Consider the following 15,158-nt stretch of genomic DNA (forward strand, 5'->3'; position numbering starts at 1 on the left):
CCGGTGGACGCCGGGACGTACGGCGACCCGTACTCTGTGCTGGATGCAGTTCCAGCAGCTCGCCTACTTCGTCGCGGTCGCGGAGGTTCGCCACTTCACGCAGGCCGCCGAGCTGCTGCGGGTCGCGCAGCCTTCGCTGTCGAAGCAGATCCGGGCGCTGGAGAACGAGCTGAACGTGTCGCTGTTCAGCCGCGCCAGGGGGAACATCACGCTGACCCCCGCCGGTGAGGCGCTGCTGCCGCTGGCGAAGCGCATCCTGGCCGATGTCGACACGGCGCGCTTGGAAGTGCAGGAGCTCGTCGGCCTCAAGCGTGGGCGGGTACGGCTCGGCGCTACACCGTCCCTGTGCGCGGGCCTGCTGGCGGACGTCCTGCGCCGCTTCCACGACACGTACCCGGGGATCCAGCTCATCGTCGAAGAGGGAGGCTCGCGGGACCTCGTCAAGGAGCTGACGCGTGGCTCACTGGACATGGCCCTGGTCATCCTTCCGCTCCACGGTGACCCGCCCCTGGACACGACCCCGATACTGCGCGAATACCTGGTGGTGGCGTCCTCTCTTAAAGCCGCACAGCTACCGCGTCGTTCCTACCTGCGGATTGAGGATTTGCAGAACCGTCCCTTGGTGATGTTCCGTCCCGGGTACGACCTGCGTGAGGCGACCATCAGCGCATGCAGGGCGGCCGGGTTCGAGCCCAGGTTCGCCGTCGAGGGCGGCGAGATGGACGCCGTTCTGCGCTTCGTCGAGGTAGGCCTCGGCATCGCGGTCGTCCCCAGCATGGTCCTCTCGGGGCGCCCCGGCCTGCGCGGAACGCCGCTCGTCCTGGCCGACGAGGAGACGCGGCGCGGCCGCCATGGCCCCGGCCTGCTCCGGACGATCGCGCTCGCCCACCGCAAGGACGTCGAACTCACGCACGCCGCCCGCGCGTTCCAGGACACCCTGCAGACGTTCCTCGTCGAGGCCGCACTCGCCGGAAGCCTCCCCGCAGGCGTCGAGACACTGGTCGACGGCTAGCCGCGCAGGTCGTCGGCCGCCTCGCGGAACGCCGTCGCGGCCCGTTCGAAGTAGTCGAACAGCACCGCGCGCTGCTCGTCGGTGTAGCCGCCGACGATCTCGCCGATCCGCTTCCGGGCGGGCGCCATGACGCGGTCGAGTTCGGCGGGCGCCGCCACCGGCTCGACGATGACCTTGCGGCGGTCGTCGGGGGACGGGACGCGCCGCACGTAGCCCGCCTGTTCCAGCCGGTCGATGAGCCGCGTGGTCGGCCCGGTGGTCAGGCCCGTCCGGGCGGACAGCTCGCCGGGGGTCATGGCGCCCGCCAGGTCGAGGATGTTCAGCGCGTAGAGGTCCGTCCCGCCCAGGTCACAGGCCCGCGCGCTGGCGTGGCCGTGCAGCATGACGGCGCTGAGGTACCGCCGGTAGGCCGCCGACGCCTCTTCGGGTGTTGACACGTCGCACCCCGTTCCCTAATCTCTTCCTCAACGAAGAGAAATCTTCAAGGCAGAAACTTCTCTGCCGAAGCTACCAGAAGGAGCCGGCCATGAACGACACCACCGCGATCCAGGACCTGTTCGCCCGCCTCACCGCGGCCTGGGATGCAGGCGACGGCGCCGCCTACGGCGCCTGCTTCACCGCCGGCGCCACCTACATCACCTACGTCGGCACCCTCTACCGCGGTGCCGAGGAGATCGGCGACGCGCACCAGGCCCTCTTCGACAGCTTCCTCAAGGGCACGAAACTGGCCTGCGAGATCGTCGACATCCGCCTCACGACCCCGGACACCGCGGTGGTCATCACCCGGGGCGACACCTACAAGAAGGCCCCCGGCAAGCTCAAGAAGCTCCAGACGAACACGGTCGTCCGGGGCGCCGACGGCCAGTGGCGCCTGGCCGCCTTCCAGAACACCCTCCACAAGTCCCTGATGGAGGCCGTCTCCTTCAAGTTCCAGCCCGCCACCAGGCCCGCCCCCGCCAACTGACATGTGCGAGCGGCCCGATCAGGCGGTGAGCAGGTCCTCCAGCAGACGCGCGCGGACGGTGTTGTCGTCGCCTTCCGGAAGTTTCCAGGGGCACGCGATGTCCAGGGCGGCCACGCGGCCGGTGGCCATGATCCGGCGGACGGACTCGACGACCGCGTCCCGCGAGGGCCCGCCGCCGACCGGGAACTTCAGCCCCGGCAGGTCACCGGCATCGATCACGTCCACGTCGATGTGCAGGACGAGGGGCCCGTCCGGCAGGGCGACGTCGTCCACGCCGCAGCGCCGCACCTTCGACGACGCCAGGAACTCCGCCTCGGCCGGGTCGAGGTCGCGGGCGTCCACCAGCACGGCGCGGTCCTCCGGCAGCGGACGCAGGCCCAGCGGGTCCGCGAGCAGTCCGGAGTCGGCCCCGAGGATCTGCCGCAACGGCATCCCGCCGATGTAGCCGGACGTCGAGCTCCGCACCGTGTGGACGTCCCCGTGGGCGTCGAACCAGACGATGGACGCGTCAACCCCGGCCCTCTGCACACCTGCGAGGACGGCCTCCGACGTCAGGCAGTCGCCCGACACCACGCGCGGGCGGGACCCGCCGGCGACCTGGTCGGCGACCTCGGCCGACACCAGCTCGAACAGCGCGGCGACGCGCCGCCACACGTCGCCCTCGGGCAGGTCCCGCGTCACCGGGATGATGTCGGGACCGGGTAGCGGAAAGGAGGAGTCGGGAAGTCGTTCGTCCTGGTGGTAAGGCACCAATGTGACCGTCATGCGCTCACAGTAGAAGACCCCGCCCAAGTGCTCCGGGCGGGGTCGGGGACTGGGAGCGGTCAGCGCTTCTTGCCGCCCGCGGTCGCCTTCAGGTAGTCGTGGTTGAGGCGGCCGATGACGTCCAGCGGGATGCCCTTAGGGCAGGCGACGGTGCACTCGCCGGTGTTGGTGCAGCCGCCGAACCCCTCCTCGTCGTGGGTGTCCAGCATGGACACGACACGGTCCCAGCGTTCCGGCTGGCCCTGCGGCATCAGGCCGAGGTGGGTGACCTTGGCGCCGAGGAACAGCGCGGCGGAGCCGTTCGGGCAGGCGGCGACGCAGGCGCCGCAGCCGATGCACTCGGCGGCCTCGAACGCCTGGTCGGCGTCCGGCTTCGGGACGGGCGTCGAGTGCGCCTCGGGGGCGGTGCCGGTCGGGGCGGTGATGTAGCCGCCCGCCTGGATCATCCGGTCGAACGCCGACCGGTCGACGACCAGGTCCTTCACGACCGGGAACGCCTTGGCCCGCCACGGCTCGACGTCGATGACCTCGCCGTCCCTGAACTTGCGCATGTGGAGCTGGCACGTGGTGGTGGCGCGCTCCGGGCCGTGCGGGGTGCCGTTGATGACCAGCGAGCACATGCCGCAGATGCCCTCGCGGCAGTCGTGGTCGAACGCCACCGGCTCCTCGCCCGCCGCGATGAGCTTCTCGTTGAGGACGTCCAGCATCTCCAGGAACGAGGCGTCGGGGGAGATGTCGTCGAGCTTGTACTCGATCATCTTCCCCTTGTCCTGGGGGCCGCTCTGGCGCCAGACGCGCAGTGTGAGCTTCATGATTACTTGTATGACCTCTGCGTGGGCTTGACGTACTCGAAGTTGAGGGCCTCCTTGTGGAGGACGGGCTGCTCGCCCTCCCCGGCCCATTCCCAGGCGGCGACGTGGCTGAAGTTGTCGTCGTCGCGCTTGGCCTCGCCGTCCTCGTCCTGGCTCTCGGCCCGGAAGTGGCCGCCGCAGGACTCGGTGCGGTGCAGCGCGTCGATGACCATCAGCTCGGCCAGCTCGAAGAAGTCGGCGACGCGGCCGGCCTTCTCCAGCTGCTGGTTCAGCTCCTCGCCCTTGCCGGTGACCTTGACGCGGGTCCAGAACTCCTCGCGCAGAGCCGGGATGAGCTCCAGCGCCTTGCGCAGCCCCTCGTCGGTGCGCTCCATGCCGCAGTACTCCCACATGATGTGGCCGAGCTCGCGGTGGAAGGAGTCGACGGACCGGTCCCCGTCGACCGACAGCAGCTTGTCGATCCGTGACGTGACCCGTTCCTCGGCCTCGCTGATCGCGGTCTCGGCGACCGGGGCGAGGGCGTTGCGGGCGATGTAGTCGCCGATGGTGTTCGGCAGGACGAAGTAGCCGTCCGCGAGGCCCTGCATCAGCGCGGACGCGCCGAGCCGGTTCGCGCCGTGGTCGGAGAAGTTCGCCTCGCCGATCACGAACAGGCCGGGAATCGAGGACTCCAGGTCGTAGTCGACCCACAGCCCGCCCATCGTGTAGTGGACGGCCGGGTAGATGCGCATCGGCGTGTCGTACGGGTTCTCGCCGGTGATGCGCTCGTACATCTCGAAGAGGTTGCCGTACTTGGCCTCGACCTTGTCGCGGCCGAGCCGCTCGATCGCGTCGGAGAAGTCGAGGTAGACGCCGAGCCCGCCGGGGCCGACGCCGCGTCCCTCGTCGCAGACGTTCTTCGCCGCCCGGGACGCGATGTCGCGCGGCACCAGGTTGCCGAAGGACGGGTAGATGCGCTCCAGGTAGTAGTCGCGCTCGTCCTCGGGAATGTCGGCGGGCCTGCGCGTGTCGCCGCCCTTCTTCGGAACCCACACGCGGCCGTCGTTGCGCAGCGACTCCGACATCAGCGTCAGCTTCGACTGGTGGTCGCCGCTGACCGGGATGCACGTCGGGTGGATCTGCGTGTAGCAGGGGTTGGCGAACAGGGCGCCGTGCCGGTGGGCGCGCCAGGACGCGGTGACGTTCGAGCCCATCGCGTTCGTGGACAGGAAGTACACGTTGCCGTAGCCGCCGGACGCCAGCACCACCGCGTCCGCCGTGTAGTGCTTGACCTCGCCGTTGATCAGGTTCCGGACGACGACGCCGCGGGCCCGCCCGTCCTCCATGATCAGGTCGAGCATCTCGTGCCGCGGGTAGAGCTCGACGTTGCCGGCGTCCACCTGCCGCATCAGCGCCTGGTAGGCGCCGAGCAGCAGCTGCTGGCCCGTCTGCCCGCGGGCGTAGAAGGTGCGGGACACCTGCGTGCCGCCGAACGAGCGGTTGTCGAGCAGGCCGCCGTACTCGCGGGCGAACGGGACGCCCTGCGCGACGCACTGGTCGATGATCTGCCGGGAGATGTCGGCGAGCCGGTACACGTTCGACTCGCGGGAGCGGAAGTCGCCGCCCTTGACCGTCTCGTAGAACAGCCGGTACACGCTGTCGCCGTCGTTGCGGTAGTTCTTGGCGGCGTTGATGCCGCCCTGCGCGGCGATCGAGTGGGCGCGGCGCGGGGAGTCCTGGAAGCAGAACTGCTGGACGTGGTAGCCGGCCTCGCCGAGGGTGGCGCCGGCCGAGCCGCCCGCGAGGCCGGTGCCGATGATGATGATCTTCTTCTTGCGCTTGTTGGCCGGGTTGACCTGCTTGGCCTCGAACTTGCGGGTCGTCCAGCGATCCTCGATGGGCCCGCCCGGCGCCTTGCCGTCGGCGATCGGCTCGCCGGACTTGTAGAAGCTGTCGGTCATGGTCAGCTCACCCATCCGAACGTGATGGAGACGGGGACGGCGACGAAACCGAGCGTCACGAGCGCGGCGACGGTCCCGGCGAGGCTCCGCAGGGCGTTGTGGCTGCGCGGGCTGCGCAGCCCGAGCGTCTGGAACGCGCTCCAGATGCCGTGGTTGAGGTGCAGCCCGACGAGCAGGATGGCGACGACGTACCAGACGGTGATGTACCAGCGGGACGGGTCGAAGTCGGCGACCATCCGCTCGTACGGGGTGGCGTCGGCGCCCTTGGGGTTCACGACGAAGAACGTCAGGTCAAGCAGATGCCAGATGACGTAGACGGCGATGATGACGCCGCCGTACCGCATCGTCTGGGTGGCATAGCCCTGCGCGTGCGACTTCTTCTTCGACCGGTACTTCACGGGACGGGCGGCGGAGGCGCGGCGCGCGAGCGATACCGCCGACCACATGTGCAGCACGACCGAGGCGCCGAGCACGACCTCGATGAGCGTCAGCACCGTCCGGTGCGGCACCGCGGGCTCGCCCATCGTGCGCAGCCAGTGCGCGTAGTGGTTGAACTCCTCCGCGCCGAGGAAGATCTTGAGGTTCCCGATCATGTGCGCGACCAGGTACAGCACGAGGATGCCGCCGGTGACCGCCATGACGGCCTTCTTACCGATGGTCGATCGGTAGATCGCAGGTATCGCTATAGCCACGACCTGCACGCTATGTCCGGTTCGGCGATTACTTCCAAGTCATCGGCGCACTCGTTGCGATAGCCGCAGGCTATGAACACAAGCAGCGCAGGACTTGTGTCCGTTCCGTGACGCCCGCGTGGGTGAGCGACTTCACAGTGGGTCAGGGAACTACGCCGGTCGGTGATCCAGACGACATTGACTCAGGTCAGGGCCTTGTGGTCAGTGCCCTGTCCGGTCCGCCCAGCGGGTCAGCAGCAGGACGGCGAGGTCGTCGGTGAGGGCGTCCCCGTTGAGGCGCTCGACCTCGGTCACCAGTTCGTCGATCAGATGCCGGCCCGCCGCGCCCCGGCCGCGCGCGGTGCGGGCCAGGCCGAGCAGGCCGTCGGTGCCGAGCCGGGTCGAGCCCTCGCCGATCCTGCCCTCGATCAGGCCGTCGGTGTACAGCATCAGGCCCCAGGAATCGCCGAGGTCGATCTCGGTGGTCGGCCACTCGGCGCCGGGCACCAGGCCGAGCGCCGGGCCGTGCGCGTAGTCGGGCAGCGCCGTGACCTCGCCGTCCCGCCCGGGGGCGCCCCGGAACAGCAGCGGCGCGGGGTGCCCGGCGAGGTGCATCCGGGCGGTCCGCCCGGACGGCGCGATCGTGATCATGCAGAGCGTGGTGAAGATCTCCTCGCTGCGCCGCTCGTGGCCGAGGACGGTGTCCAGGGTGCCGAGGAGCTGCTCGCCGGTGTGCCCGGCGAGGACGAGCGTCCGCCAAGCCATCCGGAGCTGGACGCCGAGGGCCGCCTCGTCCGGGCCGTGCCCGCACACGTCCCCGATCATCAGGTGGACGGCGCCGCCCTCGGTCTGCACGGTGTCGTAGAAGTCGCCGCCGAGCAGCGCGCGCCGCCGGCCGGGCCGGTAGCGGGTGTGGTGCCGCAGCGACGGGTCGTCGATCAGCGGGACGGGCAGCAGCCCGCGCTCCAGCCGCGCGTTCTCCCGGCCGAGGATGCGCGCCTCGACCAGCCGGCGCTCGGTCTCCTCCGAGCGCTTGCGCTCGATGGCGTAGCGGATGGCGCGGGCCAGCAGCGGCGCGTCCACCTCCTGTTTGACCAGGTAGTCCTCGGCGCCCGCGGCGACCGCCTGGACGCCGAGGTGGGCGTCCTCCAGGCCGGTCAGGACGACGACGGCGGCCGGGCCCGACAGCGCCAGCACCTTCCGGAGCGCCTCCAGCCGGTCGATGCCGGGGGCGGACAGGTCGACGATGATGCACTGGGTGCGCCGGGTCAGCGTCCGCCCGGCGGCGGCGAGGTCGCTCGCGACCGTGATGCCGGCGTCCATGCCGCTCTCGGCGAGCATCTTCTCGACCATGAGGACGTCCGACGGGTCGTCGTCGATGAGGAGCAGGTCGACCCTGTCCTCGGTCCCCGGCGTGAAGGGGTGCGTCTGGCGGCTGATAGTGCTCACAAGGCTTCCGGAAAGTCGGGCTGGCGACGGCACTGGCAACGACCGGGACGTCTCGCTCTATTCCTGCGGGCGGCAGGGGAGCGGTACGGGCCGCGCCGGGGGAGCGGCGTTGGCCTAGCCGCCAGGGTCCCGGCTCAAGGAGCGGAGGAAGCGTCGCTCCGTACGGACCCGACCATAGCGTGTCCCGCCGCCGGGGCGCATCCCCCGAGCGCGTTCCGGACGTTGTTTCCGGACTGACCGAAAAGCGATCGGGCCGGCTGGAAAACCAGTCGTGCATCGAGGGTTCCGCTGCATAACCTTCGACGTGTGAAGCCGTTGCCGGAGAAAGATCCTGGCGGCCCCGACCACTCCGTTCGAGGGGGGACGACCCCCCGCACCACCCGAAGCGCCCCCGGCGCCGATCGTGGATCCCCTGCGCGATTCCTGCTCTGGATGATGCGCGCCCAGTGGCGCAGCATCGCCGCCGGCGCGCTCCTCGGGGTGGTCTGGATGCTCAGCCAGGCCCTGATGCCCGCCGCGATCGGCCGCGCCATCGGCGACGGCGTCGCGGCGCGGGACGAGCGCGCCCTCGTGACGTGGGCGGCCGTCCTGCTCGGCCTCGGCGTCGTGCAGGCCGCGTCGGGCGCCGTCCGGCACCGGTTCGCGGTCTACAACTGGCTGGCGGCGGCGTACCGGACGGTCCAGCTCGTCACCCGGCAGGCCACCCGGCTCGGCGGGACGCTGCCGAAGCGGCTGAGCGCCGGCGAGGTGGTCAGCATCGGGCTGTCCGACGTGTCGCACATCGGCGACGTCCTGGACATCGTCGCCCGCGGGTCGGGCGCCGTCGTCGCGATCGTCGTCGTGGCCGGCATCCTGCTGGCGACGTCGCCGCCGCTCGGCCTGATCGTGCTGGTCGGCGTCCCGTTGATCCTGCTGGTCGCGGCGCCGCTGCTGCGCCCCTACCGGGACCGCGAGCTGGCGCACCGGGAGCTGGTCGGCGAGCTGACCACGCACGCCACCGACCTGGTCGCCGGCCTGCGGGTGCTGCGCGGCATCGGCGGCGAGTCGCTGTTCTCGGGCCGCTACCGGGCCGAGTCGCAGCGGGTGCGCGCGGCCGGGGTGGCGGTGGCGCGGGCCGAGACGCGGATGAACGGCGCCGAGGTGCTGCTGCCCGGGCTGCTGATCGCGCTGGTCACCTGGGCCGGCGCCCGGTTCGCCGTGCACGGGACGATCGGTGTCGGCGAGCTCGTCGCGTTCTACGGGTACGCGGTGTTCCTGATCGTCCCGCTGAAGACCCTCGGCGAGGCCGCGAGCAAGATCACGAAAGGGCTGGTGGCGGCGGGCCGGGTCACCGCGCTGCTGCGGCTCGACCCCGAGCTGCCGGACGCCGGGACGGCCCGCCCGGCGGCGGACGCGGAGCTGGTCGACATCGCGTCCGGGCTGGTCGTGCGGCCGGGCCGGGTCACCGCGATCGCGGCGGCCGAGCCGCGCGACGCGCAGGCGATCGCCGACCGGCTCGGCCGGTACACCGACGGCGATGTGGACTTCGGCGGCGTCCCGCTGCGCGCGGTCGCCGACGTCCGGAAGCGGATCCTGGTCGCGGTCAACGAGGACCGTCTGTTCTCCGGGCCCCTGGCCGGATCGCTGGCGCCGGACGGCGACGAGGCCGCGCTGCGGGCGGCGGTCCATGCGGCCTGCGCCGAGGACGTGGTCGCCTCGGTCGGGCTGGACGCGCACGTGGCCGAGGCAGGACGGGAGTTCTCCGGCGGCCAGCAGCAACGCCTTCGCCTTGCGCGGGCGTTCGCCGCCGACCCGGACGTCCTCGTCCTTGTGGAGCCGACCAGCGCGGTGGACGCGCACACCGAAGCACGCATCGCCGACAGGCTCGGCCAAGCGCGCGCGGGCCGCACCACCGTGGTGTGTACGACGAGCCCGCTGATGCTGGACCGCGCCGACCACGTGGCCTTCGTCCAAGACGGCCTGGTCGTCGCAGAAGGAACCCACCGAGACCTCCTGGACACCGACCCGCGCTACGCGGCGGCGGTCACCCGAGGAGAAAGCGCAGAAAGGGCAGGGACATGAGCGCCGGGGCACTGCCGATCGCGACGCCCGCGCAGGTACGGGCGTACGCGCGGCGGCTCGTCCTGCGGCACCCCCGCGACCTCGCCAAGGTCCTGGCTCTGCACGCGCTGGCCGCCGTGACCGGGCTGGTGACGCCCCGGCTCCTCGGCGCCCTGGTGGAGGACGTCCGCGACGGCCATGCCGGCATCGACACGACCGGCCTGGCCATCGCCGCGTTCGTGATCGCCCAGGGCGTGCTGATCCGGTACGCCTACCTCGCGTCCGCGCGGATGGGCGAGCGGGTGCTGGCGGAGCTGCGCGAGGAGTTCGTCGACCGGGTGCTGGAACTGCCGCTCTCCACGGTCGAGCGCGCGGGGACCGGCGACCTCGTCACCCGCGCGTCCCGTGACGTGGACACGCTGAGCACGTCCGTCCGGTATGCGATGCCGGAGACGATCGTCGCCGTCGTCGTGGGCGCCTTCACCGTCGCCGCGCTGCTGCTGAACGGCCCGCTCGTCGCGCTGCCCGCGCTGGTCGCCGCCCCGATGCTGGTGCTCGTGATGCGCTGGTACCTGCCCCGCGCCCACGGCGGCTACCTGCGGGAGAACGCGGCGTGGTCGCAGATCGCGGACGGGCTGACGGAGACCGTCCAGGGCGCCCGGACGGTGGAGGCGCTCGGCCTCGCCGGCCGGCGGCACGAGCGCGGCGACGCCGACCTCGCGAGGTCCTACAGGGCGGAGCGGTACACGCTGCGGCTGCGCATGGTTCTGTTCCCGGTGGCCGAGCTGGGGTTCGTCCTGCCCGTCGTGTCGACGCTGCTGGTCGGCGGCCTCCTCTACATCAACGGCATGGCGTCGCTCGCGCAGGTGACCGCCGCGACCCTCTACGCGCAGCAGCTCATCGAGCCGGTGGACACGGTCCTGTCATGGCTGGACGAGTTGCAGCTCGGCGGCGCGTCGCTGGCCCGTCTCCTCGGCGTGGGCAACGTCCCGCCGGACCGCACACCGAACGGCCGCACGCCCGCCGGGGAACGGCTGACGGCGCGCGCCGTCCGCTACTCCTACCGGCCCGGGCATGACGTCCTGCACGGCGTCGACCTCGACCTGAGACCCGGTGAACGGCTCGCGATGGTCGGGCCGAGCGGCGCGGGCAAGTCGACGCTCGGCCGCCTGCTCGCAGGGGTGGACGGACCGCGCTCAGGCAAGGTCACCGTCGGCGCCGACGGCGGCGTCCCGCTGGTCGAGCTGCCGCTGGACGACCTGCGCGGCCACGTATCCCTGGTCACCCAGGAGCATCACGTGTTCCGCGGCACGCTCCGCGAGAACCTGGTGATGGCCCGCGCGGGCGCGTCCGACGACGAGATCGGCCAGGTCCTGACCGCGGTCGACTGGGACGGCCCCGGCCTCGACACGGTCGTCGGCTCGGGCGGCGAGACCCTGTCGCCCGCCCAGGCGCAGCAGCTCGCGCTGGCCCGGCTCGTCCTCGCCGACCCGCACACGCTCGTCCTGGACGAGGCGACCTCGCTGCTCGACCCGCGCGCCGCCCGGCACGTGGAACGCTCGCTCGCCGCCGTCCTGGACGGCCGGACCGTCGTCGCGATCGCGCACCGCCTGCACACCGCCCACGACGCCGACCGCGTGGCGGTGGTGGAGGACGGCCGCATCACCGAACTCGGCACGCACGACGAGCTCATCGCCGCCGACGGCTCCTACGCCGCCCTGTGGACGTCCTGGCACGGAGGTTCACCGGGATAGGGCGGACTTGAGGAAGTCGACCTGGACGTGCAGGAGGTTCTCCGCCACGACCTCCTGCGGGGTCATGTGCGTGACGCCCGACAGGGGGAGGACGGTGTGCGTGCGTCCGGCGGCCAGGAGGGCCGAGGACAGGCGCAGGGTGTGGGCGGCCACCACGTTGTCGTCCGCCAGGCCGTGGATGATCATGAGCGGCCGCTTCAGGCCGGCGGCCTTCTCGATGAGGGAGTTGGCGGCGTAGTTCTCCGGCTCCTCGTCGGGATGACCCAGGTAGCGCTCGGTGTAGTGGGTGTCGTACAGGCGCCAGTCGGTGACCGGGGCGCCCGCGACGCCGGCGTGGAACACGTCCGGGCGTTCCAGGACGGCGAGACCGGCGAGCCAGCCGCCGAACGACCAGCCGCGGATCGCGACGCGGTCGAGGTCGAATGCGGCGGGATGCCGGCGCGCGGCCTCGATCAGCGCGGTGATCTGGTCCTCCAGGACGGGCTCGACGAAGTCGCCGCGGACGGCGCGCTCGAAGGCGGGGCCGCGCGCGGGCGTGCCGCGGCCGTCCGCGATCACGACCGCGAAGCCCTGGTCGGCGAGCCACTGCGGCTCGCAGTACATGCGCTGGACGGCGAGGACGCGCTGCGCGTGCGGCCCGCCGTAGGGGTCCATGAGGACGGGCAGGCGGCCGTGGCCGGGCTCCCACCCGGTGGGCAGCAGCACCGCGGTGCGGATCTCGCGGTCGCCCGCGCGCAGCAGCTCCACCCGCGGGGTGATCACCGGCGTCTCGGCGAACGAGACGACCGGATGCGTCCCGGACGGCGTGCGGACCTCGACCTCCGTGCCGGGACGGTCGAGCCGCGCGCCCGTCACCACGGTGACGCCGCCGGAGCGGGTGCCGCCGAAGACGCCCTGCCCCTCGGTGAGCCGGGTCACCTCGCCTGCCTCGTAGGAGTACAGGTGGACCTCGGTGGGCTCCTCCGACGCGCTGAACAGGATCGACCCGGCGTCCACCCCGAGCACGGCGCGGACCTGCATGCCGCCGGGCGTGACGGGCTTGCCGGCGACGGTGATGCGGCGCGTGTCGGTCTCGGGGTCCCCGGTGACCCAGACGAGCTCTCCGCCGTTCGTCCGGACGGGCAGGCCGGGGACGACGTCGGTCCACAGCGGGTCGTGCTCGCTGTGCAGGAGGGACGTCTCGCCGTTGGTCGGGTCCACCTTGAGCACCCGCTGGGTGCGCTGGTCGCGGGGCTGGACGATGATCATCAGGCCGTGCCGGTCCCAGGACGCGGCCACGAAGTAGGGGAACATGCCGCGGTCCCAGGCCACGGCGAGGCGCCCGCCGTCGACCTTGAGCAGCACCAGCGACACCAGCGCGTTCGGCGTGCCCGCCGCCGGGTAGGCGATCTCGGAAGGGGACCGGTCGGGGTTCGCGGGGTCGGCGATGTGCCAGCGCTGCACGGGCGTCTCGTCCACGCGCGCGACCAGCAGCGTCCCGCCGTCGGGCGACCACCAGTGGCCGCGCATGCGGTCCATCTCCTCGGCCGCCACGAACTCGGCGAGGCCGTAGGAGACCTGGTCGGACTCGGGCTGGACGAGTGCCCGGTCGTCGGTGCCGTCCATCTCGATGAGCCGCAGCGTCCGGCCCGACACGTAGGCGACGCGCCGGCCTGCCGGGTCGGGACGGGGATCGAAGACGGGCGGCTGCGCGGGCAGCTCGCGGACGAGCGCCGTGTCGAGGTCGGCGACGTAGAGGCGCCCGCCCAGCGTGAAGACCGCCTGCCGCATGCCCCGGTCGGTCGCGTACCCGACGATGCCGCCCGCCTGCTCGCGGGCGCGCTCGCGCCGGGCGCGCTCCTCGGCGGGCAGGTTCTCCTCGCCGGGGACGTCCAGCGCGGCGGGGTCGGCGACGCACCGCTCCTCACCGGTGCCGGTGTCCAGCGTCCACAGGCAGGTCACCGGGTCGTCGCCCGCCCTGGTGCGCAGGAAGGCGACGCGCGACTCGTCCGGCGCGATCTGGAAGGCGCGCGGGACGCCGAGGCTGAACCGTCGGGTGCGGGCGCTCTGCCGCGGATAGCTGATGCTCATGGCATCCGAGTCTGCCAGTACGGCAACGGAGTGGAAGTACGGCGCACGGCGGCCTCCTGCCCCTATGATCACGGGTCGTCGCGTGGTGGACGGGGTAAAGACCCGTGCCCGGGTCCGCGCTCGCGTAAGCTCAAAGCTTCCCCAAGCACTTTTGTCGTCGCGGGCTGAGGAGTGGTCAATGCCGGAGCTGCAGTCGGGAGATCCCCGGCGGCTTGGCTCGTACGAGATCGTCGAACGGCTCGGCGAGGGCGGCCAAGGCGTCGTCTACGGCGGCGTCGACCCCTCCGGGAACAAGGCCGCGATCAAGCTTCTCCGCGCCGATCTGGCCGGGGACACGATGGCGCGCAACCGGTTCGTCCGCGAGGCGCAGGCCGCCAAGCAGGTGGCGCGGTTCTGCACCGCGCAGGTCCTGGAGGCCGATGTCGCGGGCGACCAGCCCTACATCGCCAGCGAGTACGTCCCGGGCCCGTCGCTGTACAAGCAGGTCACCGAGACCGGCCCGATCGGCGGCGCGCCGCTGGACCGGCTGGCGATCGGCACCGCGACCGCGCTGGTGGCGATCCACCAGGCCGGGATCGTGCACCGCGACTTCAAACCGCACAACGTCATCATGGCGCCGGACGGCCCCCGGGTGATCGACTTCGGCATCGCGCGCGCCCTGGACACCGGGCAGACCAACGCGACCAAGGCGATCGGCACGCCGTCCTACATGGCGCCCGAGCAGGTGGCGGGCGCGACGCTCACCGAGGCCGTGGACGTCTGGGCGTGGGCCACCACGATGGTGTTCGCCGCGACCGGGCGCCCGCCGTTCGGCGACGACACCGTCGTCGCGGTGATCAACCGGGTGATGCACGAGCCGCCGTCGCTGGACGGCGTCCCCGCCGACCTGCACCGGCTGATCGGGGCGTGCCTGGTGAAGGAGCCGGAGCGGCGGCCGACCGCGCAGCAGATCATGATGGCGCTGATCGGCAGCGGCCCGGGCGGCGGGCGGACCCGGATGGACGATCCGGCGCAGGCCACCACGATGCTGGCGGAGGGCTCGACGCTCGCCGCGGGCGGGCTCGGCGCCGCCGGGCTGGCGGGCTCGACGCACCCGGGCGGCGGGACGCGCCGCGTGGCGCCCCGCGACTACACCGGGGACCTGCCGCCCGCGCGGCCCGTGGGCGGAGCCGGCCGCGGCCGCTACGACGACTGGGAGCCCGAGCGTAAGTCCAAGTGGCCGATCTTCGCGGCCGTCGCGGCGATCGCCGTGCTCGCGCTGGTCGTCGGCGTGTTCATGGCGACCAGGGGCGGCAACTCCCCGAACACGCCCAGCACGCCGACGGTCACCGACTCCGGGCCTTCGGAGACGCCCACGTCCGAGACGCCGACGGAGGAGCCCGCGCCGACCCGCACCCGGACACGCCAGAACACGCCGCCGCCTCAGACGTCCGCCCCCACCGAGCAGCCGACGACCGAGACGCCGACGGAGACGCCGACCACCGAGACGCCGACCGAGACGCCGACCACCCCCGGCGGCGGAGGCGACGGCGGCACCGGGGACGGGGGCACCGGAGCGGGCGGCGACGGCGGCACCGGAGGCGGCCCTGGCACCGGCACCGGAGGCGGCTGAGCCGGGGCCGCGGCGGCGCCGCCGGGAAGCGCGGGGCAGGGCGGTCATCGCCGCGATGCCGGGCCCTGA

The 15,158-nt window shown here is 72.2% G+C and carries 12 protein-coding genes; 5 read left to right on the forward strand and 7 right to left on the reverse strand.

The window, feature by feature from the left end; all coding sequences use genetic code 11:
- Positions 1-43: 43 nt before the first annotated feature.
- Entirely contained in the window at positions 44-1,012 is a 969-nt protein-coding gene (locus ACQPZP_RS09600) for a LysR family transcriptional regulator (protein ID WP_433477277.1), read from the forward strand.
- On the opposite strand, the gene ACQPZP_RS09605 is transcribed toward ACQPZP_RS09600, so the two are convergent.
- Positions 1,009-1,449: a MarR family winged helix-turn-helix transcriptional regulator gene (locus ACQPZP_RS09605; protein WP_433477278.1), complete on the reverse strand. Its 441-nt coding sequence runs from the start codon at positions 1,447-1,449 to the stop codon at positions 1,009-1,011. The two genes, ACQPZP_RS09600 and ACQPZP_RS09605, sit on opposite strands and share 4 nt — an antisense overlap.
- Positions 1,450-1,538: 89 nt before the next feature.
- Here ACQPZP_RS09605 and ACQPZP_RS09610 point away from each other — a divergent pair, with 89 nt between their 5' ends.
- A complete protein-coding gene (locus tag ACQPZP_RS09610; RefSeq protein WP_433477279.1) occupies positions 1,539-1,976 on the forward strand; it encodes an SgcJ/EcaC family oxidoreductase in 438 nt (145 codons plus the stop codon).
- Positions 1,977-1,994: 18 nt separating this feature from the next.
- Here the strand turns inward: ACQPZP_RS09610 and ACQPZP_RS09615 are convergent, their stop codons facing one another.
- The 5 genes from ACQPZP_RS09615 to ACQPZP_RS09635 form a co-directional block, all read right to left on the reverse strand.
- A complete protein-coding gene (locus ACQPZP_RS09615) occupies positions 1,995-2,741 on the reverse strand; it encodes an arginase family protein (protein WP_433477280.1) in 747 nt (248 codons plus the stop codon).
- 59 nt (positions 2,742-2,800) lie between these two features.
- On the reverse strand, positions 2,801-3,553 hold the full coding sequence (locus tag ACQPZP_RS09620; RefSeq protein ID WP_433477281.1) for a succinate dehydrogenase/fumarate reductase iron-sulfur subunit: 753 nt from the start codon (positions 3,551-3,553) through the stop codon (positions 2,801-2,803).
- 2 nt (positions 3,554-3,555) lie between these two features.
- Complete coding sequence (locus ACQPZP_RS09625) at positions 3,556-5,493, reverse strand: fumarate reductase/succinate dehydrogenase flavoprotein subunit (RefSeq protein WP_433479578.1); 1,938 nt, start codon at positions 5,491-5,493, stop codon at positions 3,556-3,558.
- Positions 5,494-5,495: 2 nt separating this feature from the next.
- Positions 5,496-6,185 carry a succinate dehydrogenase cytochrome b subunit gene (locus tag ACQPZP_RS09630; RefSeq protein WP_433477282.1) on the reverse strand — a complete coding sequence of 230 codons (690 nt, stop codon included), beginning with the start codon at positions 6,183-6,185 and terminating at the stop codon, positions 5,496-5,498.
- Positions 6,186-6,386: 201 nt separating this feature from the next.
- On the reverse strand, positions 6,387-7,613 hold the full coding sequence (locus tag ACQPZP_RS09635; RefSeq protein ID WP_433477283.1) for a PP2C family protein-serine/threonine phosphatase: 1,227 nt from the start codon (positions 7,611-7,613) through the stop codon (positions 6,387-6,389).
- A 432-nt stretch (positions 7,614-8,045) separates the two neighbouring features.
- Here ACQPZP_RS09635 and ACQPZP_RS09640 point away from each other — a divergent pair, with 432 nt between their 5' ends.
- Both ACQPZP_RS09640 and ACQPZP_RS09645 read left to right on the forward strand, forming a co-directional pair.
- Entirely contained in the window at positions 8,046-9,674 is a 1,629-nt protein-coding gene (locus ACQPZP_RS09640; RefSeq protein WP_433477284.1) for an ABC transporter transmembrane domain-containing protein, read from the forward strand.
- The gene (locus ACQPZP_RS09645; RefSeq protein WP_433477285.1) at positions 9,671-11,407 is read left to right on the forward strand and encodes an ABC transporter ATP-binding protein; all 1,737 of its coding nucleotides are present in this window, start codon (positions 9,671-9,673) and stop codon (positions 11,405-11,407) included. Before ACQPZP_RS09640 ends, ACQPZP_RS09645 begins: the two co-directional genes overlap by 4 nt.
- Here ACQPZP_RS09645 and ACQPZP_RS09650 read toward each other — a convergent pair.
- Positions 11,396-13,477, reverse strand: a complete 2,082-nt coding sequence (locus tag ACQPZP_RS09650) for a prolyl oligopeptidase family serine peptidase (RefSeq protein WP_433477286.1) — start codon at positions 13,475-13,477, stop codon at positions 11,396-11,398. The genes ACQPZP_RS09645 and ACQPZP_RS09650 overlap by 12 nt on opposite strands.
- Positions 13,478-13,655: 178 nt before the next feature.
- On the opposite strand from ACQPZP_RS09650, the gene ACQPZP_RS09655 reads away from it, so the two are divergent.
- The gene (locus tag ACQPZP_RS09655) at positions 13,656-15,089 is read left to right on the forward strand and encodes a serine/threonine-protein kinase (protein ID WP_433477287.1); all 1,434 of its coding nucleotides are present in this window, start codon (positions 13,656-13,658) and stop codon (positions 15,087-15,089) included.
- The last annotated feature ends 69 nt before the right edge of the window (positions 15,090-15,158 follow it).

The sequence above is a fragment of the Spirillospora sp. CA-142024 genome (assembly GCF_050942325.1).
Taxonomy (GTDB): domain Bacteria; phylum Actinomycetota; class Actinomycetes; order Streptosporangiales; family Streptosporangiaceae; genus Spirillospora.

Bases quoted from the DNA above. Each gene is read 5' to 3' on its own strand.
- ACQPZP_RS09610 (WP_433477279.1), top strand. From the start codon at position 1,539: ATGAACGACACCACCGCGATCCAGGACCTGTTCGCCCGCCTCACCGCG.
- ACQPZP_RS09620 (WP_433477281.1), bottom strand. From the start codon at position 3,553: ATGAAGCTCACACTGCGCGTCTGGCGCCAGAGCGGCCCCCAGGACAAG.
- ACQPZP_RS09640 (WP_433477284.1), top strand. From the start codon at position 8,046: ATGATGCGCGCCCAGTGGCGCAGCATCGCCGCCGGCGCGCTCCTCGGG.
- ACQPZP_RS09645 (WP_433477285.1), top strand. From the start codon at position 9,671: ATGAGCGCCGGGGCACTGCCGATCGCGACGCCCGCGCAGGTACGGGCG.
- ACQPZP_RS09615 (WP_433477280.1), bottom strand. From the start codon at position 2,741: ATGACGGTCACATTGGTGCCTTACCACCAGGACGAACGACTTCCCGAC.
- ACQPZP_RS09600 (WP_433477277.1), top strand. From the start codon at position 44: ATGCAGTTCCAGCAGCTCGCCTACTTCGTCGCGGTCGCGGAGGTTCGC.
- ACQPZP_RS09650 (WP_433477286.1), bottom strand. From the start codon at position 13,477: ATGAGCATCAGCTATCCGCGGCAGAGCGCCCGCACCCGACGGTTCAGC.
- ACQPZP_RS09625 (WP_433479578.1), bottom strand. From the start codon at position 5,493: ATGACCGACAGCTTCTACAAGTCCGGCGAGCCGATCGCCGACGGCAAG.
- ACQPZP_RS09655 (WP_433477287.1), top strand. From the start codon at position 13,656: ATGCCGGAGCTGCAGTCGGGAGATCCCCGGCGGCTTGGCTCGTACGAG.